Origin of the sequence: Legionella bononiensis, from assembly GCF_016786215.1 — a bacterium.
Classification (GTDB): Bacteria; Pseudomonadota; Gammaproteobacteria; order Legionellales; family Legionellaceae; genus Legionella; species Legionella bononiensis.
In genome coordinates this window covers 212,221-233,486 of the sequence record NZ_JADOBG010000023.1, presented here as the reverse complement: position 1 = coordinate 233,486, position 21,266 = coordinate 212,221, and the positions used below count along the sequence as shown (strand labels likewise).

Below are 21,266 nucleotides of genomic sequence, written 5' to 3'. Positions count from 1 at the left end.
GTATTAGCGAAACGTAATACGGGAAACAATGGAGTTTTGATGCCACTTCGATCCTGTATTATGCTTCGCTAATACAGGCTACTAGGGCTTAACTTAATGACACCGTCGTTAATCCTACATCCCTCAGCCGATAACCAAACTCTTGTCGACCACTTCACGTAAGTCACGAGATAAATCCTGCTTTGCCAATTGCTCTAGTTGATCTTTCATTAATGCTTGTCTTGAGTGATCGTAACGTTGCCAACGGGTGAACGGCGTTGCCAGGCGAGCGGCGATTTGAGGATTTAATTTATCGACTGTCAATAACATCTCACTCAAAAATTGATAACCACTTCCATCAACCGCATGAAAATTACGAGGATTGGCCATACAGAATGTACCTATAACGGAGCGAACTTTATTGGGATTTTTAATACTGAATGCAGGATGTTTCAATAATTGTTTTACGTGACTTAGCGCTTCAGGCAATTCTGATGCAGCCTGTAACGCAAACCATTTATCCAGCACGAGTTCATCCTGGGACCATTGCTGATAAAAATCATCAATAGCCTTAACTCGGCTGTCCTCATCAGCAGAATTCACCAATAAAGCAAAACCAGCGATTTGATCCGTCATTGTTTTGGCCAAAGCAAATTGCTGCTTACAGGATTCCAGATTGGCTTGTTCATTCGCTTTCATCAACAGCCACAAGCATACATTGCGTAATTTTCTTCGTCCATAAGCTTGACCATTCATTTGATGATCTTCTGCTTGCCATAATTGCTTATATACTTGATGCAAAGAATCATATAAGCGGATGCCCAGTTGTTTGCGAAAATGATCGCGCACCGCCTCAACCAGACTGACATCGACCTGTTTCAAAGAAGCAGCTACCTCTTCAAAGCCAGGAGGAGTTAATAATTCAGCTCGCAAATCAGCATCCAGTGATTCATCAAGTAATACATGCTCAAAGGCGGAGATTAAAGGTTCAGGAATATGCCATTGAGTTGATGGCAGGGTTAAACAGTCGTTAATACAATTTAAAACCAATCGTTGTGCGGCATCCCACTTGGCATAGCCATCTGTCTCATAACGTAACAGGAATAATAAATCGTCCTGAGACAATTGGTCCTTTAAGCGGATGGGGGCAGAAAACTCACGAAGTAATGAAACTACCGGTTTTTCACTTAATCCGGCGAACACAAAACTCTGCTCATGTTCTTTCAGTTCTAAAATATCCTTATCGATTGGCATCATGTGACCTTTCGAATCAAATAATGCAATCCGAATGGGAATATGAAATGGTTTTTTTTCATGACAATCTGGTGTGGGCTGACAGCTTTGCTGCATAGACAATGTTAAACGTCCATTAGTGTAATCGGATCGAACCAGGACTTCAGGAGTACCGGCCTGACTGTACCAGCGTTTAAATTGAGTAAGATTGACGCCATTCGCATCTTCCATAGCTGCAACAAAATCATCTATAGTAACCGCCTGACCATCATGTCGTTTAAAATAAAGATCCATGCCGCGCCGATACCCTTCCTTTCCTAACAGAGTGTGCTGCATGCGAATTACTTCAGCTCCTTTATTGTAAATGGTTGCTGTATAAAAATTATTGATTTCCTGATACGACTCCGGTCTTACAGGGTGTGCCATACTTCCTGCATCTTCAGGAAATTGTTGGCTTCGTAATGCTTTTACATCCATAATTCGATTGACATCCCGTGAATTCATATCCCGGGAAAATTCCTGATCACGAAATACCGTTAATCCTTCCTTTAAACTTAATTGAAACCAGTCTCTGCACGTCACCCGGTTTCCTGTCCAGTTATGGAAATATTCATGAGCAACAACACCCTCAACATCTGCAAAATCCTGATCTGTTGCGGTATCTGGCCGAGCAAGAATGTATTTTGAATTAAAAATATTTAATCCCTTATTTTCCATGGCGCCCATATTGAAATCGCTTACCGCGACTATCATAAAAATATCCAGATCGTATTCTCGGCCATAGACCTGCTCATCCCATGTCATCGATTTCTTCAATGACTCCATGGCATGAGAACATTTATCTTCGTTGCCCGGTTCAACGTAAATGCGTAAATCCACTGTTTGACCAGAACAGGTGATAAACTCATCACGAATACACGCTAAATTACCAGCCACCAAAGCAAACAGATAAGAGGGCTTCTTGAACGGATCATGCCAAACAACCCAATGACGACCATCAGGGGTTGAGCCAGAATCCACTAAATTTCCATTGGATAATAAAACGGGATACTGCTTTTTATCGGCAGATATCCTGGTAGTATAGGTTGCTAAAACATCTGGACGGTCTGGAAAATAAGTAATTCGTCTAAATCCTTCCGCTTCACATTGAGTACAAAATAAATGATTTGAACGATAAAGACCTGATAATTTTGTATTATTTTGTGGTTGAATTCTCGTGACTATCTCAAGGATTAATTCATCGGGGCACTGTTTTATACTCAGTGTCTCATCATTTAGGAAGTATTCAGAGGGTTGAAGCGATTTACCGTTCATCTGCAGAGAAATAAGTTCTAACTCATCACCATACAAAACCAGAGCGCCTTCATGCTGGCGATTTAATTTCACTATACTTTTTACTAAAGCATGGTCATCATATAAATCAAAATTTAAATCTACAGTATCCACTGTAAAAGTAGGGGCTTGGTAATTTTTCAAGTAAATGGTAGTGTCTGGCATAGTCATTGCATTCCTATAAAAAAAACATATAGTTTATTGATTTATGTATCAAATTAATTTGTTTAGTCTACTATACTATGAAATAAAAGAAGTTATTTGTTGGTTTTACCAGCGATAAGAAAAAAATGCAAAAAATAATAATAAAGAATCACGTTATATCCTGAACAAGGATAAGTAAAAGGGGATGGCACATGAATACACACGATTTTTTAGCCGGCTATACCAAACGCTTTGTTGATAACAAAGAAGAGGACTTGAGTCTGGACGAATACCTGGAGTTATGCAAAACGGATCCTTCAGCATATGCCAACCCGGCAGAACGTTTACTTATGGCTATTGGCGAACCCGAATTGATTGATACGCGTCATGACCCAATATTATCGCGAATATTCTCCAATAAAATAATTCATCAATACTCAGTATTCAAAGAATTTTATGGAATGGAAGAACCCATTGAACAGATCGTTGGCTTCTTAAAACACGCAGCCCAAGGACTTGAAGAAACCAAACAGGTTCTTTATCTGCTCGGCCCTGTCGGTGGCGGTAAATCCTCTATTGCTGAAAAATTAAAAGATTTAATGGAAAAAACCCCTTTTTATGCCATCAAAGGCTCACCCGTTTTTGAATCACCACTTTCTTTGTTTAACCCACAGGAAGATGGTGAATTACTTAGCGAGCGTTTTGGTATCCCTACCCGATATTTACGCTATCTCATGTCTCCCTGGGCGGTTAAACGATTGCAGGAATTTAATGGAGACATTAGTAAATTCAGAGTAATTAAAGTTAGACCTTCCCGTCTGAAACAGATTGCTGTAGCCAAAACAGAGCCGGGGGATGAAAACAATCAGGATATATCTTCACTGGTGGGTAAAGTAGATATTCGTAAACTTGAGGAATTCTCTCAGGATGATCCGGATGCATACAGTTATTCCGGTGGACTTTGCCGGGCTAACCGCGGTTTATTAGAATTCGTTGAAATGTTTAAAGCCCCTATCAAAGTTCTACATCCTTTATTAACCGCGACTCAGGAAGGCAATTACAATGCTACAGAAGGATTATCCGCCATACCGTTTGAAGGGATAATTCTGGCTCACTCAAACGAATCCGAATGGCAAACCTTCAGAAATAATAAAAACAATGAGGCCTTTATCGATAGAATCAATATAGTCAAGGTTCCCTATTGTCTGCGTGTTTCAGAAGAAATTAAAATTTATCAGAAACTTATAGACAACAGCTCGCTGGCCAAAGCTCATTGCGCACCCGGTACTTTAGACATGCTGGCGCAATTTTCCGTATTAACTCGCTTGAAAGAGCCACAAAATTCAAGCATTTACTCTAAAATGCGCGTTTATAATGGTGAGAGTTTAAAAGACACGGATCCAAAGGCGAAATCCTATCAGGAGTATCGTGACTTTGCCGGTGTTGATGAAGGAATGAGCGGAATTTCCACTCGTTTTGCCTTTAAAATACTGTCCAAGGTATTCAATTTTGATCACAGTGAAATTGCTGCAAACCCGGTTCATTTGATGTACGTACTGGAACGGCAAATTGAACAAGAGCAATTTCCACAAGAAGTTCACGAAACCTACCTGAGCTTCATTAAAGAATATTTAGCCGCCAAGTACGTTGAATTTATTGGTAAAGAAATACAAACGGCTTATCTCGAATCTTATTCAGAGTACGGCCAGAACATTTTCGATCGCTACATCACTTATGCGGACTTCTGGATCCAAGATCAAGATTACAGAGATCCGGATACAGGCGAGATCTTTGATAGAGGATTATTAAACCTTGAATTGGAAAAAATTGAAAAACCGGCAGGTATTTCCAATCCTAAAGATTTCCGTAACGAAGTAGTCAATTTCGTATTGAGAGCAAGAGCCAATAATAGAGGCAAGAATCCGGTATGGAACAGTTATGAAAAATTAAAATCGGTCATTGAGAAAAAAATGTTTACCAATACCGAGGATTTGTTACCGGTGATTTCCTTCAATGCAAAAGCATCTGAAGACGACAAGAAAAAACATGAGGAGTTTATTTCTCGCATGGTAGAAAAAGGCTACACACGAAAACAAGTTCGGTTACTTTGTGAGTGGTACTTACGAGTACGTAAATCGCAATAAGGGTCTAATCCATAACTAAAACGTTATGAAAACAGTCAAGGTTGGCGTTCCTGAGTAATGAAATATACCCAGGGGACAGGAGAACACAATCTCTCAACCTTGACCAAAATAAACCTTACCCTGTGCAAGGTGTGGAGCAACTATTATGTCGCAACTGATTGATAGACGACAAAATGCCGGCAAAAAAAGTACGGTAAACCGACAACGCTTTTTACGCCGCTACAAAAATCAAATTAAACGAGCCGTTTCCGACGCCGTTGGTAAGCGAAGTATTACTGAAATCGACCAGGGCGAACAAATCACCATTCCGGCTAAAGATATTTCTGAACCCATGTTCCATCGTGGCCAGGGCGGTCATGTAGAACGAGTTTTGCCGGGTAATGATAATTTTATTACCGGAGACCGTATAAAAAGACCGAATGGCGGTGGAGCTGGAGGAGATGGCGGCAATGCCAGCGATAGCGGTGAAGGAGAGGACAATTTCGTTTTTGAACTTTCTCGTGAAGAATTTTTAGAACTTTATTTTGAAGATTTGGAATTGCCTGATTTGGTAAAAAAAGAACTGGCACGCATTAGCACTTATAAAACCGTCAGAGCTGGGGTAACTACCAGTGGTATTCCTAATAATATCAATGTGCTGCGCTCAATGAAGCAGGCTACTGGACGACGAGTTGCCCTGGCTTCGCCCTATAAAAGACAACTGAGAGAAGCAGAAGAAGAACTGGATCGACTTAAAGAACGCTCCAATCCTGATGCAGTTGAGCTATCAAGACTGGAACGAGACATTGAATTTTACAAGAAAAAGATAAAAACGGTTCCTTTTATAGACACCATTGATCTCCGCTATAACCATCGCGTTCGTATCGCCGCACCCTCTACTCAGGCCGTCATGTTTTGCGTGATGGACGTATCAGGGTCAATGGATGAAGCAAAAAAGGACATAGCGAAACGATTCTTTATTTTGCTGTATATGTTTCTTACCAAAAATTATGAAAAAATTGAGTTGGTTTTTATTCGTCATCATACCTCTGCTAAAGAAGTCAATGAAGAAGAGTTCTTTTACTCTCGTGAAACAGGGGGTACGGTAGTTTCCAGCGCCCTGGAATTATTAAATACCATAATAGAAGCACGCTACCCTCCTCAGGCATGGAATATCTATGTGGCGCAAGCTTCTGATGGCGACAACTGGAATGCGGATTCACCCTATTGCCAAGAGTTACTGCAAGAAAAAATTATGCCTTTACTGCAGTATTTTGCTTATATTGAAATTATGCCTCGACATCATCAAAGTCTGTGGGAAGTATACCAACAGGTGAAAGAGCGATATCCAAACTTTGCTATGGAAAATATTGATAACGTAGCCGATATTTATCCAGTATTTCGCGAATTATTTAAGAGGAAAACTGCATGAAAAAAAAGCCTTTATCAACTGGTGCAGAATGGACTTTTGAGTTAATACAGGCTTACGACCGAGAAATTGCTCGAATCGCCAAAAGCTTTAACCTGGATACTTATCCTAACCAGATTGAGATTATTACTGCGGAACAAATGATGGATGCTTACGCTTCAGTAGGTATGCCTATAGGGTATCATCACTGGTCCTTTGGTAAACATTTTGTTGGCGTCGAAAAAAGTTACAAACGCGGACAAATGGGGCTTGCCTATGAACTGGTGATTAACTCCAATCCTTGTATCTCTTATCTCATGGAAGAAAATACCATGGCGATGCAGGCTCTGGTGATTGCTCATGCTTGTTATGGACATAATTCGTTCTTTAAAAACAATTACTTATTTAAAATGTGGACATCCGCTGATGCCATTATCGATTATTTGGTCTTCGCTAAAAAATACATCAGTGATTGTGAAGAGCGTCATGGTATTGATGAGGTTGAGGCGGTTATTGACGCCTGTCATGCCTTAATGAACTATGGTGTGGATCGGTACAAACATCCTACCGCATTGTCCATTCAGGAAGAGAAAATTCGTCAACAAAACCGGGAAATTTACATGCAGTCCCAAGTCAATGAGTTATGGCGAACCATCCCTCACAGTAAACAAATTGATGAAAATGGACAGAAGAAACGCTTTCCTGAAGAGCCTCAGGAAAATATTTTATATTTCATCGAAAAAAACGCGCCACTCCTTGAACCCTGGCAAAGAGAAATTGTACGGATAGTGAGGAAACTCGCCCAATATTTTTACCCTCAAGGACAAACTAAAGTCATGAATGAGGGTTGGGCCTGTTTTTGGCATTATACCATTTTACATGCCTTATATGATGAAGGGTTGGTTACTGATGAGTTTATGCTGGAAATTCTGCAAAGTCATACCAATGTCATTATGCAACCGCCTTATAACAGCCCCTATTACAGCGGTATTAATCCCTACACTTTAGGCTATCATATGATGCAGGATATCAAGCGAATATGTGAGAATCCAACTGAAGAAGATAAACAATGGTTTCCTTATCTGGCCAACACTGACTGGCTTACCAGTTTGGATACCGCAATGAGAAATTATAAAGATGAAAGTTTTATTGCTCAGTATCTGTCTCCAAAACTGATACGTGACTTAAAGTTATTCCATATAGTAGATGATGACCGTAGCCCGGAATTATACGTTCATGCAATCCACAATGAACCAGGTTATCAACAAATACGAGAGGCTTTATCCAAACAATATAATTTGGGTTATTTAGAGCCGGATATCCAGATTTACTCAGTAGATCTGCAAGGTGATCGTTCATTAACCCTAAGGTATACCCAGCAAAATCGAGTACCTTTGGGAGAAACAACTGCAGATGTGCTAAAACATCTCCATAGCTTATGGAAATTTCCCGTTATACTACAGGCTGTAGATGCGGAAGACAAAGTTACTGCAGAGTATACCTGTCCACCTGCAACATCTAAAGTACCCAATTAACAACTATCATCAGGACGTTGTTTCTCCCGCCCATAATATTGACGGGAGAAACCAGTCTGAATGCCTTAAAATTCAGAGTGAACTTATTTTTAAATCATACTCATCCATGTCAATCTTAGGATTCAACTCATACCGGGATTTTCAGAGGAATATCCGTTTGAGGATGTATCTGTATCGGAATCAGAAGAACTTGCAAAAAATGTCTGCACTAATGGCTTCTGCACTTCCCGACGCGGTGTAACATTGCCGTTTGGTTTAAAACTCAAACCTGAAAATTGCTCCTGTTTCAACAGATCATTTAATTCTTTAATGCATTCTGACACATCAAGAGCATTCTTGTTGTTTGAAGCAGTATCCTTTGGTACGGCAACAATACTGCCAAGATTAAGAGCAGTTGCAATCATCTGACCTATCTTTTTCCTTTTTCGATCATCCTTGGTGACCGGAACAAAAATCATATCCTGTAGTGATTGAGGCTCATCGTCCATCAAACTTCTAAGGGATATCGGCGAAGCCAGGGATTGAATTGCCGCCGGAAGAATTTTGAGATACCACATCTTCATATTGGTATCCGTCAAAAGCTGTGCTTCTTCATAAATAATTGGATTAATAAATCGTAATAAAATTAAAGCCAACAATTTACGTAACTGCGAATCATCAGTGCTGGATTGTCCTTCTTCTCTTCGCATCAAATCAGCATAACTTAAAGTTAAAACCTTCTGGATTAAAATTGGAAACTCTTTCGGAGACAAAATAGTCCTGACTACACTAAAAAAATTGTTCTGAACTGTCTTGATATCCACTTGTTCCGCATCAAAACTATCCGGAGTCAAGACCATAGACTCTCGTTGTTTTACTTTAATTTTGGAAAAGGAATCTGAAAGGGTTAACACTGTGCCCCAAACCTTTTTCTTAAATTCTTTACAGTCTTCATGCGCTAATAATTGCTGTATCAGCTGGGATAAAAGTTTATTGCCTCGACACCAACTTTGATCCGTCTCTTCTTTTAACAATTCGGTAAATACAGCAAGAAATTCGGTCTCTGAAAGATGAGTCATTAATAGAGCTGCAATTTGTTTATTGGATTTATCGCAAGCCTCATTAAGCACTCGCACGCCCCAGGTGAATTTCCTTTTATCCTTTGGCTTAACCAGTGACAATACAAATTGAGTCGCCTTTTCTAAATCACAGGAAAATAATTCATTAAAATAATCTTCCAATGACGGTTCCTTTTGCGACGTGCTGATCAAAGGCAGTCGGGAAATAACCGCATGGCTCGCTCTGCGCTCTACTGTCTTATTTTCTTTTGTGCTGGATTGACTGCGATTTCTGGAAGACGTTTCAACTGTAGGTGTTTTTGAAGAAGAAGAAGAAGAACTGCTGGCAATGCTGTTTTGAACCGGACTATAAAAGCTCATTGTTCGTGATGAAGAATAGATTCCTCTGTTAATTGAGCCTAAATCTTCTAATGGTTTAGGCCCCTTTACAACGGAACTCTCAGACGCTTTTCGTGATCTTCTGGGAACATCTCTTTCTTTATCCAATCGACGATTTTGTTGTTCTGTTTGTTCCGATTCGTCAGCCAACACGATATGTTTCGGTTTTACTCTGGATTGATGCCCAATATCTGAAGCGCCAATAGCAGCGAAAATCAGTTTTACCTTTTCCTGCATGTCATTGTCAACCACCAGGTCAAGAAATACAGGTGCTTTAGCCATGCCATTTGTTCGAGGAGCTGTAGGATTCATCCCCAGCAATACATGAAATGCCAGTGATAATTCGAGTCGTAATGCATGTAAATCTAAATCCATCCAGGTTCCATGGAATTTTAAACTGGCATTGATGCGCTCTAATAGAGGTGAAATAAAACAAAAGTAAAATGCAGATTTCAAATAGACATCCTGACTCGAATTTAATTTGTTAATCTTGTGTTCTCTGGTGGCAATATTAATTTTGGCGACTGATAATATATGTTTGAATTGAAGGGCAATATCCAGTGCTGATTCAAAAAACTCTTTAAACAGAGGTATAACGCTATTATCCCTGGGCTCTGTCCTTAAATCATCAATACTGGTTATGCTGGTTTCTGTGATAAGCTTCACAACAAATTGATCACAGATGGCGTTACACCTTTTATCGTTTTTTACCAACAAGGATAAGATCTGAACCAGCATGCTGCTATTACGACAGTATAATTGCGTTTTTTCATTAGCAAAAAATGCGTGCATTACCTGACGATTGTCCTGATTATCCTCATTGAAAAAGTAGGATAATGCACTTGCCAATCCTTCATTTTGAATACCACTGATGATTTTTATAAACTTATATAAACCATTAATATAAATTCCATGATATTTAAAATTTTGTAGTGAATTACTTTTTAATAAAACGAGTGGTAACTTGGAGCAGCTCGCTATTGTTGATTCCGCATTGCCAGAATCAACGGATAACTGTTCTTCCAACAAGGTGAGAGAAGTACCGATATCCTTTCTGGTAACACCAAAAATGAGTTTAATTTGTGCTTTAGCCTTCGCTTTCACAGACTCCAGCAATTGATTCACATCAATCGTTCCATCTGTTAACTTGGGTATCCCTTTTAATTCTTTATCACGGAATATTTTGCCAAGCTCTTTGGTCTGATGAAAAACATCCGGATCGTTAGAAAAAACACTGCCTAGAATCTGAATTAAATTGGCTGTATTTTTTTTATAAGCCTCTTTAAATTGCCCCGCACTTGCCGACTTCTTCTTTTTCTCCACAAGATCTTTCTCAGAGAGAATCACCAGCTCAAGCAAGCTTTTCGTTCCCGTGGACAATTGAATGGAATTTTTAAATTCCTCTAATACGGAAACTCCATCATTTAACCCAAATTTTATCGCTAAACGTTGCGCCTCTTCGATCACAACTAATATGATTTGATACTTCTGCCTGGGAGTTAATTTCATAAAATACTACTCTTAAAATAAAAATCTTGAATGATACAACGCGAATTAGATAGGAGGCCGATTGCCCAATAAATAGAATCCTGCATTAACCTTTTAATTCAATTGATTCCTGTTATTAAATCAACAAGTACAACCTCTCTGCGCTATAAAAATTCCGAGAGGTTGTAAAAGAAATCATTAAGACGCTAATTCTATTGCCAGCGCAATGGCCAGTTTGGCAAAGTTAGTCATATGATTTAAGTTTAGAAAATCCATTGTATCGGAAGAACTGTGTATGTATGGATTGCGATCTTCAAAATCAGACTCCGATGGGAATGCAGTAGAGATTCCCTCCTCATTCCAGGTCGCATGATCACTACACTCATAACCGCAACGAGAATAATCTACCGGCACGTGAATGTAGGTAGTGATTAATTGCGCAATATATTTAGATAAATTGTGATCAGTATAGTCTGTATATACCCACATGGTTGGATCATCTGCATTGGCACGATAACCGGTCATGTCGAATTGAATTACCGCTTTAACGGGAATTGATTTTTCTTGAAAGTATTGTACGACGTATTGAGAACCAGCTCGATCACGTGTTCCCGCAGCATACCAGATAATATAAATGGGGCGTTTAAAACTCAACTTGGAAGCTAATAAAACACGGGCAGCTTCCATTATCGTTGCAGAACCACTGCCATCATCCGCGCCTGGCATACGGCCATCAGGAGTGTCCATATGAGCACCGATGACAATTGCGGGAGCCTTGATATTCTTTCCAATGACAGTAACCAAAGAGGGCTGTTTGTACCAGCCTGTTTTAACAAAGAACGTTTCCGTATCAGTACGGCCATACTCACTTGCCATTGCATCAAAAGTAGTTTTTAACCAATTAGCTGCTTCAACACCAGTGTCTTTGGTCGCAGAGCGATTGGTATAAGAGGTCAAATGGTTTAATGTAAGCCAAATATTATCCGCTACGACTGCTTTCAAAGCCGCGTTAACATCTTTTGTATGTTTAATTTCAAAATGATTTTGTTTTTCTTTAGCAGATGCGCGAGACTGAGTTACTACTGACTCTTCCTGAGATGATTGAAACTCTGCAAAAATTGAATTACTGGCTAAGACTAAACCTGCAGTAACCAATAGTATAAATTTACGCATTTCCTCTCCCAATTTAATTTTTTAACCAATTTTACCGCATAATAAATGAAACCATTCGTATGTCCTTTTAGAAAAAACATATGCCAAAAAAGGCTTATATGTGTTCTCAAAGGCCATAAACAACCATCATACCAGTCATTTGGTTCGATTTTAAATTTCTGTGAACAAATATACTACAATAAAATCAAAAAATATACCCACACGGTCAAAAATAGTTATTTCCTATGTGTTTTGTGTTGATCCAAAGTGGCCATGAATTTCAATTGCTGTTATTTTCTTGATTATTGAATAACATTTTAAAATGTGTGGACTTAAATTATTTTAAGAAGTGTGGTGACAGGTTATCCCCCGCTTTGGGGGGATAACATTGAAGCAAATTATTTAGAATCGATTACTCAGATGCCATTTCGATCACAAACGCCAAGGCTAATTTAGAGAAATTAGTCATGTGTTCAAGGCTCAATAAAGACATGGTATCGGAAGAACTATGAATAAAAGGATTATGATCTTCAAAATTGGATTCACATGGGAACGCAGCAGGAACACCTATTTCAGTCCAGGAAGCATGATCACTGCAACCATAACCACAGCGCGAATAATCGACAGGAACATGTACATAAGTTTCGATTAGTTTTGCGATATAATTACTTAAACCCCGATCAGTATAATCAGTAAATACCCACATGGTAGGATCTTCTGCTTTCACACGATAGCCAGTCATATCAAATTGAACGGCAGCTTTAACCGGTATGGAATGATCCTGGAAGTATTCCACTACATGTTGAGAACCAACCAAACCTCTTTCTTCAGCAGCATACCAAATGATATAAACAGGACGTTTGAATGTAGTTTTTGATGCTAACAGGACTCGAGCTGTTTCCATAACACTTGAAGAACCACTGCCATCATCACCAGCACCAGGCATACGGCCATCAAGAGTATCCATATGAGCACCAATCACAATGCCAGGAGCCTTGATGTCTTTTCCTATAACGGTTACTAAAGAAGGTTGTTTATACCAACCTGTTTTCACAAAATAAGTTTCTGTGTCAGTTCGGCCGTACTCAACAGCCATCGCTTCAAAAGTAGCCTTCAACCAATTCGCTGTTTCAACACCCGTATCTTTAGTTGCAGAACGATTGTGATAGGACGTTAAATGAGTCAGAGTTTGCCAAATATTATCAGCTACAATTTCATTTAAAGCCGCATTCACTTCTTCCTGATGTTTAATTTCATAGACATCTTTATTTAATTTACCCAGAGTAAGAGAATTTAAAGTGCTTTGTTGCAACAGACTCTGTGCAGACTGTTTTTTGAGATCGATTTGTGCGCCAGTGACTTTATGACTGACGTTCACAAAATGACCACATTTTACTTGATCTGCTAGTAATACCAGTTTCTCTACATCGCTGGATTGCACATCAATAATTTTAAATTGTTTGTTTTCCGCTAATACATCATGAGGTACTGCAATTTTTGCAGCCAGGCATTGAGGTACTTGTAATTGCTCATGCGCTGGAATGCTTGCAGCAAAAAGTGAGTTACCGGCAAATACTAAGCCTGTTGTTACACAGGTCATCCATTGGTTTAAACGCATATCCTCTCCTAATTTATAGTTCACAGGACTTACGAAAAACCCCCAGATCGAGGCAAAAGGAATTTTTAACGAATAGGTTGGGCATTTTTCGTAAGTCCTGTTTCATCGACGATACTACATGATGAACAAAATGATGCAAGCAAACTTTTCAAAATCGTACAATTAACCTGACTCGCCAGGTCATTCTGAGCCGCACAGTCATTAACGAGCTCCCCAGCGTGCACGAGAACAGGAACCACCTTAAGATTTGGATATGTTCTATTTTTGTCCTTAATGCTATTGATAATCATTTTCATTTGGTATAAAGTTCTTCTTCTAATATCCATGACCAAAGATACTGCAATGAAACCAAAAAATAGACCCATCGATCCAAAAAAAATTCCACTTAACCTGGCGTTGATACTTCTAACACTAGGCGCCAGCTTAATTCTTGGCTTTTTAAGTTTTGGCGGAATGTACGCCCTTATGCCTGTCTTATCTTTAGCAATTGCTGCATTCGGGTTGTCTGTAGTTTATGAGGGAGAAGTATATTTACAAAATATTAAAGGCGCATTCAACAAATTATTAAAGAACAATTACCTTGAGAACAAGCTGGCTAAAGAATACTTACTCAATCACCTCAATGAACACGCCAAAGATGAAGATTATCCTCAGTTTTTCAAGGATTATAAAACGCAACTCAAACTACTTCGCTCCTTCGGCCACAAAGAATTGAATGAAGAAAGTAAACAAAACAAAAAACGCATTGAAAAAACCCTTGGCGATATGGAAAAATGGTTTGCTCTGCAGTTATTCTCAAGCAAAGAAAAGCATAATACAGCAGAGTCCGAATATGCAGAAAAACTGCAGCTTTGGCTTGCCAAACATCATCAAAAGGATTATCAGAAACGTCTGGAAAATCGCAGCTTTCACTATAATATTGTCAAAGCCTTTAGTGTATTGGCTGGTTTATTCATGGGCTTAGGCAGTACCTACCTCATTGTTGAAGCATTCACCATCCTCCCGTTTTTTGCCGCCATTCCCTTCGCATTATGGCCATTAATAGTACTCCCCATGGCAGTAATCGCAGGCGCGGCTTACGCTATGCTGACGTTTAATGCCATTACCGACATGATTAATAATAATACAGTAGTCAAGTGGTATAATAAAATCAGTCAAGATTTAAGCCAGGGTTTAACTCTGCGAAACGTATTCATCGCGTCAACCGCGGTATTTCTTGTTGGTCTGGCTCTAGCGCTTACTGTATGTACTGCCGGTACCTGGTGGACTATAGCGACGAATGCACGCCCACTGTTCGAGTGGATGAAAAAAATGCCCAGTTTTATCATGGGAGTCATTAATCCTGTAGTTACTGGTTTATCCGCTATATTTTTTAACATACAGAACACCGCTGAATCTTTGGAAATGGTGGACGAGGCGTCACGAAGTAAAACAAATCCTTTTGAAGCCCTGTATAATTACTTTGTCAAAGGATTCCAAAAACTAGGAGAAACCGAAAATTGGTTGCAAATCATTAACCCCTTTCGGATTATTCTTAAATTAACCGTAACTCCACTGCGTATTCTGTTTTTTCTCGGACATCTTCTAAGTATTGCCTTAACTGCAGATCGCATGCCGGGTGTCCCTCAAATTGTATCCATGCTGGTTGCTATTATTAGCGAAGGTTTTGAAGACGCGCATTATTTTCTTCCCCACGCTCACGATCATGAAGAGGAAAAGGATGAGCATGAGAGTAAAGACGAACAGAACAAAGAACATGACCATGACCATCAGGACATTAATGAACTGCTTCAAGAGCGCATGGATGAACATGGCGGACATGATCACAGCATGGATATTCCGACCTGGATTATTAAAACGGTTGCCTCACCTCTCTACGCTCTGGCAGCACTCTGGGATTCCCAAGCCAGTAAACTGAATCATTCAAAACAAGATGCACAATCTGACAATCCAATTCAGAGTCAAAAAACAAGAACTCCTCAAGTTTTATCGTTCCAGGAAGCCTGGGACAAACAACGAGGCATCCCCAAAGAACACCATGTTGAGGTTGATCCCACAGCCAAACGCCCTTCAGCACAATGGCAAGAAGAGCATGCCGTTTCGCGAATTGAACATTTTAAAACAAAACACCTCAAAAATGCTCTTGTTGGTCGCGAACAGGCACATGCCAAAATCATTGAACTGGATAAATTAAAAGAAACTATTCGTCATCCTAAAAATGGTGAATCTCTGGCTACGGTTCTAAAAGAAGCAAAAAACCAACCTGCTTATAATCAACATCGACTGTTTGCTCAAAAAGATGAAAAAACACGTACTCAGGAGTTTATTGAAGACCTGCCGCAGAGAGTCAATGTGTTGTAACAACCCGGACTCAATTTGCGGGCTGGGCGAAAAGCTCCTAAAAACATTGGGTTAAGACGTCATCCCGAGTAAAACGGTTCCAATCAGCTTTAGGAGTTTCTTGACACAATGCTCCATGTTTCATATCAAATTCTAGCGAGATCTCGCTAGAATGGCCTTCTCCCTCAGGGAGAAGGTGCCAACAGGCGGATGAGGGGATCTTAAAACCATTAAAATGAAGTACGTCAGCAATTTAATTTAGTCATAGATGTTATCTATAACTAATTTATGAATGATGTTTGATCCCCTCATCCGCCTGTCGGCACCTTCTCCCTGAGGGAGAAGGCCATTCTAGTGAGATCTCGATAACCTTTGAATGGAGATATCTTGCGCTGCTTGGGATGAGGGGATGACGAATTTACGAAATTAGTTCACTAAATAGCAACAGCCTTCAGCCCAGCATCCCAACACCCCTCTACACAGTCCCCTTCAAGTCAGCATACTTTTTAAACCGGCTAAATGAGATTTAGCAATATTTTTAGATTTCTCTTCACAGCGCTCGCCACCTTTACCAAACCATTCAAGATTATCCGGCGGCAACTCATCCAAAAAGCGACTGGGAATGCAATCTTGAAGTTCACCGGCTCGACGTCGTTGTTTGGCAAGAGTAAAACAAAGACCCTTTTGCGCGCGTGTAATGCCAACATAAGCTAAGCGTCGCTCTTCTTCTATCTGGTCATCATCAATACTGACTCTGTGCGGTAAAAGTTCTTCCTCCATACCCACCAGATATACATAAGGAAACTCCAAACCTTTTGAAGCATGTAAGGTCATCAATTGAAGGGTATCCTGATCCTGCTCATCTGACTGTTCCAGGATATCGATTAATATTAATTTATTCACAACATCAGCTAACGTCTTTTCAGGATCCTTGGCCAATAATCTACCTACCCATTCAAGCAATTCCCATACATTATCCATTCTTTTTTGTGCTTTGGCAGGAGTATCACTTTGCTCATAAATATGAGCTTCATATCCGCTGTCCTCAACCATTTGCCTTAAATGCTCAAGAGCTGATCCAGAAGACAATCGCCCCTTAATCTGGTCTATCCATGCTTTAAAAGTCTGTAAAGCGGCTCTGGGTTTTTCTGCAATATGCTCACTTAACGCCAGATGATCAGCACCTGCATATAAGCTCAAGCCCCTTGATTGAGCATAACGTCCCAGCGCATCAAGAGTGGTATCACCAATACCGCGTTTGGGCGTATTGATCACCCGCAAAAAAGCTGCATCATCCGCCTCATTACAAAGTAATTTTAAATAAGCAAATACATCTTTTACCTCTGCCTTGGCAAACCAGGATTGCCCGCCACTGATGTGATAAGGGATTCCATAATTACGTAATACTTTTTCAAAGACTCGTGATTGATGGTTTCCTCGATATAAGATGGCATAATCACCGTAATTAGTCCGTGAACGCATTTTATGACTGATTAAATCAGCAACCACATGCTCCGCTTCATCTTGCTCGTCCCTACAGCTGATGACTCTGAGTAATTCGCCATGACCCAATTCACTCCACAGTTTCTTTTCGAATAAATGTTGATTATGAGCGATTAAATGATTTGCGGTATGCAAAATACGACTGGTCGACCGATAATTTTGTTCCAGTTTAATGATTTTGAGTTGTGGGTAATCGCGTTGTAACTGCTCTAAATTTTCAGGTTTAGCGCCACGCCATGCATAGATGGACTGATCATCATCCCCAACCACAGTAAAATGGGCTCGAACACCAACCAGTTTTTTAACTAATAAATACTGGCTAGTATTTGAATCCTGATATTCATCAACCAATAAATGTCGGATTTTATTTTGCCAATACTCCAATACTTCTGGATGATCTGTTAACAAACTGACCGGCAAGCGAATCAAATCATCAAAGTCGACGGCATTATAAGATTTTAATGCCTGTTGATACCGAGGATAAATCAATGATGCTTCTGCCTGGATTGGCGTATCCAGAGGACGATTTAAAACCGATTCAGGACTTAACAAATCATTTTTCCATCGCGAAATTTGCTGCTGAATTTGCATAATGTAATCCCGTTCATTCGCTTTATTAGCAGAAAGAAAATGACGTAAAACCTGCAGACAATCCTCACTGTCAAAAATAGAAAATCCTTTTTTTAACTCACATAAAGCGGCATCACGTTTTATCATACTTAAACCCAAAGTATGAAACGTTGCGACTTTCAACCCACGACGGCTTGATGAAGGCAGGACCGTAGCAACACGGGCGCGCATTTCATTAGCTGCTTTATTAGTAAACGTTACTGCACAGACTGATTTGGCGGCGTAACCGCAGGTATTTATTAAATAGCCAATTTTTTGAGTAATAACTCGTGTCTTACCGCTTCCAGCTCCAGCAAGAACCAACAAAGGCCCATCTATATAATGTACTGCAGCCATTTGTTGGCTATTCAACATACTTTGATCTCGTTCAAAAAAAGGGCATTATCGCTTACCCTATCTTTTCTAATCAACATTTAATTACTGGATCGTTCCACATCGAACTCTTCTTCATTATCCGAGTCAATAAATTCATCCACTTTTTCGATTTCATTAATCTCGGTAATTCCAAACAGAATTTTATCAATTGTTTTAAAAAGAGGCATGAGAATGCTGTTATTTTTCATGATTACTCCTCAGGTTTATTTAGGGGGTTTTTTAAGAATAGATCAAGACCACCGGATTTCCAGGAAATAATCAAAAATAATTTCAGGCCTTCTTATATAAAAAAATCAAGCCGTCCACAAGCAAACCAACCAATAAATTAATATGGCACACTGACCAGCAAATAAAGTAAATCGAAGCATGACTGCTTTGATACTTACCGAGGCGATGTGAGTGATGGATTGCCCCATTCTCAAACCTAAAAAAATCAAAGCGAAGGTATTGGTTATGGCAATATGCCCCGTCATAAAAGCATACACAATCACACCTAATAATATGGGCAGATTTTCGCAACAATTGGCATGAGCCCGCCCAAGCCGATGAGGAAAGGTATGACCGTCTTCACTGGATGACCTAAAAGCGTTCGCTCTTCTTTTTCCAAGAAGCGTTAACCCAATTCGATAAGCGCCAATCGATAACAACAGAACCATTGTCCAGGTACAAAAACCGAGCACTAACAAATAACTTGCTTCCATTCCATCTCCTGTGTCCAATATGTATGTTGTTCAATCAAAATTAACAACAGTTCACCGATGATCATACTCTTATTGATAAACTAATGGCTTATATCGAATAACCCTGGATTTTACCTTTAATTATCCGTTCCCTGCACAATCAACACACTCATCCTAACATGGACACGACTGACGAAAAACCCCAAAAATAAATTTAAAGAAGTACAAAAAAACCGAGCCGCGACCGTCAGGAAGCGGAACAGTTCAATGATGGTACTTTATGGATTTGAGAGCCGGGTTTCGATTACACTATTTCGCACTCAATACCCTTTATTACATGTTTTAAAAATCAGATGCCTATCACCAATTAATTGGGTATCATATACAACAAGATACAAGTCCATAAGCCAAAAGGAAAATGGTGAAATTATGTTGCCGGAAACAGCAATCCCTCCTGCATATTTTATTACATTTAGTTGTTATGGGACATGGTTACATGGAGAAAAATCAACCTCTGTTGACCGCCTCCATAATACCCCCGGAACTGATTTTTTGTCTTTTAATTACAAGCGGGCACATTTAGTAAAAAAACAGATGTCAGAGACTCCTTACGTTCTTGATGAATCAAGGCGTGAGATTGTTTTACAGTCTATCATGGCGGTATGCAGACATCGTCAATGGATACTGTTGGCTGCTCATGTTCGATCCAATCATGTGCATCTAGTTATTCATGCTATACGACAACCAGAACATATTATGAATACAATAAAATCATATGCTTCTCGACATTTAAATGAAGCAAAGTTGGATCATGATAGAGTAAATCGATGGACACGACACGGCAGTACACGATATCTATGGAACGAATCAGAAATTGAATCTACGATACAGTATGTTGTTAATGAACAAGGCTTACCAATGGCTGTATTTGAAAATAAAAACCGGGCGTTCGGTATTACCTTCTAACTGTTCCGCTTCCTGACGGTCGCGGCTAGGTTTGTTTGCGTCTGTTTGTTTAACGAAGGGATTAGGTATGAATAATCTGCCTATATTATGATATAATAGGCAATTTTATGTAACGAGCTTTTCCGATGAAAGAACCAGATACATTACAACGATTTATTTTTGAACATGCCAACATTCGTGGCGAAATTGTCCATATTGAAAAAACATTTCAAACAATAATGAATCAACGTAATTATCCGCCCATGGTTAAAAATTTACTGGGTGAAGCCATTGTTTCATGCCTGCTGTTAGCCAGCAGCATTAAATTTGAAGGAAGTTTGAATTTACAGTTTCAGGGCGACCATCGATTGCCTTTGTTGCTTGTGCAGTGTGATCATCAATTAAACATTAGAGCGTTTGCCAAATGTACCGAAGATCTTGAAATTATCGAGTACGCAACCGCATTTTTGCAAGGCCAAATGGTTCTCACCATTTCCCAAAACAATCAAACTCAAGTATACCAAAGTATGGTTCCCATTCAGGCCACTTCAATGAGTGAAAATCTGATGACCTATTTTGCTCAATCCGAACAGGTGGCAACTCGGGTCTGGTTGGCAGTCAATGATGAGATGGCTGCCGGAATGTTACTGCAACTCATGCCAGGACAAGACACCCTGCAACGAGAGCAATTTTGGGAATATGCCGTACAACTGGGACAAACGGTCAGTGAGGAAGAATTATTGACTCTGGATAATCCAACCCTGCTCTACCGGCTCTATAATGAAACCGAACTCCGATTATTTGAAACCCGTCCTACCCGTTTTCAATGTCGATGCAATAAAGAAAAGATGAAACAAGTAATTACTACTCTGGGCAAAGAAGATGCCGAGGCATTATTGCAAGAGCAAGGAGTTATTGAAATCAGTTGTGATTTCTGTAATCAGAAATATACCTTTGATTCCATAGACATTGCCATGCTGTTTCATTAATTAATTGAATGGCTTCATCATTCAAGTACGTGGTTCTATGATTTCTCCTCTATAAGACAAATAACGTCAGTCACCCTCGCGAACTCATCTACTCGCGGGGATGACCCAATTGTGTACTCAGATGTATTAAGGTATCGTGACAATACCAATTTCGACGTTCCACGACGTGCTCTTGAGAGTTCCTTTTTATACGTCATCCTCGCGAAAACGCTGTGAAATCCTGTCATAATATTACTCAACTGATTTATAGGAAACTCATCTGAGTAAAATTTGCGTCATTCCCGCGAAGGAGGGAATCCATGCATCAAATTAGCACCTGATTGTGCTTGCTTAATGGATCCCCCCTTTCGCGAGGA

General features: G+C 39.7%; 12 protein-coding genes and 1 pseudogene. 6 read left to right on the top strand and 7 right to left on the bottom strand.

Annotation, left to right across the window (positions count from 1 at the left end):
* Positions 1 to 123: 123 nt before the first annotated feature.
* Positions 124 to 2,709 carry an aminopeptidase N gene (gene pepN, locus IZU94_RS17730; protein WP_203113844.1) on the bottom strand — a complete coding sequence of 862 codons (2,586 nt, stop codon included), beginning with the start codon at positions 2,707 to 2,709 and terminating at the stop codon, positions 124 to 126.
* 191 nt (positions 2,710 to 2,900) lie between these two features.
* Between pepN and IZU94_RS17725 the strand changes: the two genes are divergently transcribed.
* From IZU94_RS17725 to IZU94_RS17715, 3 genes are all read left to right on the top strand, one after another.
* Positions 2,901 to 4,832: a PrkA family serine protein kinase gene (locus IZU94_RS17725; RefSeq protein WP_203113777.1), complete on the top strand. Its 1,932-nt coding sequence runs from the start codon at positions 2,901 to 2,903 to the stop codon at positions 4,830 to 4,832.
* Between the two features lie 145 nt (positions 4,833 to 4,977).
* The gene (locus IZU94_RS17720; protein ID WP_203113776.1) at positions 4,978 to 6,243 is read left to right on the top strand and encodes a YeaH/YhbH family protein; all 1,266 of its coding nucleotides are present in this window, start codon (positions 4,978 to 4,980) and stop codon (positions 6,241 to 6,243) included.
* A complete protein-coding gene (locus IZU94_RS17715; protein WP_203113775.1) occupies positions 6,240 to 7,754 on the top strand; it encodes a SpoVR family protein in 1,515 nt (504 codons plus the stop codon). The genes IZU94_RS17720 and IZU94_RS17715 overlap by 4 nt, the downstream gene beginning before the upstream one ends.
* 122 nt (positions 7,755 to 7,876) lie before the next feature.
* On the opposite strand, the gene IZU94_RS17710 is transcribed toward IZU94_RS17715, so the two are convergent.
* The 3 genes and pseudogenes from IZU94_RS17710 to lapA form a co-directional block, all read right to left on the bottom strand.
* The gene (locus IZU94_RS17710) at positions 7,877 to 10,699 is read right to left on the bottom strand and encodes a hypothetical protein (RefSeq protein WP_203113774.1); all 2,823 of its coding nucleotides are present in this window, start codon (positions 10,697 to 10,699) and stop codon (positions 7,877 to 7,879) included.
* A gap of 177 nt (positions 10,700 to 10,876) precedes the next feature.
* Positions 10,877 to 11,716: pseudogene (locus tag IZU94_RS17705) on the bottom strand (M28 family peptidase); the annotation flags it as partial.
* A gap of 526 nt (positions 11,717 to 12,242) precedes the next feature.
* The gene (gene lapA, locus IZU94_RS17700; RefSeq protein WP_203113772.1) at positions 12,243 to 13,448 is read right to left on the bottom strand and encodes an aminopeptidase LapA; all 1,206 of its coding nucleotides are present in this window, start codon (positions 13,446 to 13,448) and stop codon (positions 12,243 to 12,245) included.
* A gap of 342 nt (positions 13,449 to 13,790) precedes the next feature.
* On the opposite strand from lapA, the gene IZU94_RS17695 reads away from it, so the two are divergent.
* The gene (locus IZU94_RS17695; protein ID WP_203113771.1) at positions 13,791 to 15,809 is read left to right on the top strand and encodes a UbiA prenyltransferase family protein; all 2,019 of its coding nucleotides are present in this window, start codon (positions 13,791 to 13,793) and stop codon (positions 15,807 to 15,809) included.
* Between the two features lie 468 nt (positions 15,810 to 16,277).
* Here IZU94_RS17695 and IZU94_RS17690 read toward each other — a convergent pair whose 3' ends face one another.
* The 3 genes from IZU94_RS17690 to IZU94_RS17680 all read right to left on the bottom strand — a co-directional run bounded on the left by IZU94_RS17690 (position 16,278) and on the right by IZU94_RS17680 (position 18,997).
* Positions 16,278 to 18,275 carry a UvrD-helicase domain-containing protein gene (locus tag IZU94_RS17690; RefSeq protein ID WP_203113770.1) on the bottom strand — a complete coding sequence of 666 codons (1,998 nt, stop codon included), beginning with the start codon at positions 18,273 to 18,275 and terminating at the stop codon, positions 16,278 to 16,280.
* 59 nt (positions 18,276 to 18,334) lie between these two features.
* Entirely contained in the window at positions 18,335 to 18,484 is a 150-nt protein-coding gene (locus IZU94_RS17685) for a hypothetical protein (RefSeq protein ID WP_203113769.1), read from the bottom strand.
* A gap of 105 nt (positions 18,485 to 18,589) precedes the next feature.
* Positions 18,590 to 18,997 (bottom strand): MAPEG family protein, encoded by a 408-nt coding sequence (locus tag IZU94_RS17680; protein WP_203113768.1) that lies wholly within the window; start codon positions 18,995 to 18,997, stop codon positions 18,590 to 18,592.
* Between the two features lie 408 nt (positions 18,998 to 19,405).
* On the opposite strand from IZU94_RS17680, the gene IZU94_RS17675 reads away from it, so the two are divergent.
* Together IZU94_RS17675 and hslO are read left to right on the top strand one after the other, a co-directional pair.
* Positions 19,406 to 19,942, top strand: a complete 537-nt coding sequence (locus IZU94_RS17675) for a transposase (protein ID WP_203113767.1) — start codon at positions 19,406 to 19,408, stop codon at positions 19,940 to 19,942.
* 125 nt (positions 19,943 to 20,067) lie between these two features.
* A complete protein-coding gene (gene hslO, locus IZU94_RS17670) occupies positions 20,068 to 20,910 on the top strand; it encodes an Hsp33 family molecular chaperone HslO (RefSeq protein WP_203113766.1) in 843 nt (280 codons plus the stop codon).
* The last annotated feature ends 356 nt before the right edge of the window (positions 20,911 to 21,266 follow it).

Coding starts and splice junctions, on each gene's coding strand:
- IZU94_RS17695 (WP_203113771.1), top strand. CDS start 13,791: ATGAAACCAAAAAATAGACCCATCGATCCAAAAAAAATTCCACTTAAC.
- IZU94_RS17690 (WP_203113770.1), bottom strand. CDS start 18,275: ATGTTGAATAGCCAACAAATGGCTGCAGTACATTATATAGATGGGCCT.
- hslO (WP_203113766.1), top strand. CDS start 20,068: ATGAAAGAACCAGATACATTACAACGATTTATTTTTGAACATGCCAAC.
- pepN (WP_203113844.1), bottom strand. CDS start 2,709: ATGCCAGACACTACCATTTACTTGAAAAATTACCAAGCCCCTACTTTT.
- IZU94_RS17720 (WP_203113776.1), top strand. CDS start 4,978: ATGTCGCAACTGATTGATAGACGACAAAATGCCGGCAAAAAAAGTACG.
- IZU94_RS17675 (WP_203113767.1), top strand. CDS start 19,406: ATGTTGCCGGAAACAGCAATCCCTCCTGCATATTTTATTACATTTAGT.
- IZU94_RS17725 (WP_203113777.1), top strand. CDS start 2,901: ATGAATACACACGATTTTTTAGCCGGCTATACCAAACGCTTTGTTGAT.
- IZU94_RS17715 (WP_203113775.1), top strand. CDS start 6,240: ATGAAAAAAAAGCCTTTATCAACTGGTGCAGAATGGACTTTTGAGTTA.
- IZU94_RS17685 (WP_203113769.1), bottom strand. CDS start 18,484: ATGAAAAATAACAGCATTCTCATGCCTCTTTTTAAAACAATTGATAAA.
- lapA (WP_203113772.1), bottom strand. CDS start 13,448: ATGCGTTTAAACCAATGGATGACCTGTGTAACAACAGGCTTAGTATTT.
- IZU94_RS17710 (WP_203113774.1), bottom strand. CDS start 10,699: ATGAAATTAACTCCCAGGCAGAAGTATCAAATCATATTAGTTGTGATC.
- IZU94_RS17680 (WP_203113768.1), bottom strand. CDS start 18,997: ATGGAAGCAAGTTATTTGTTAGTGCTCGGTTTTTGTACCTGGACAATG.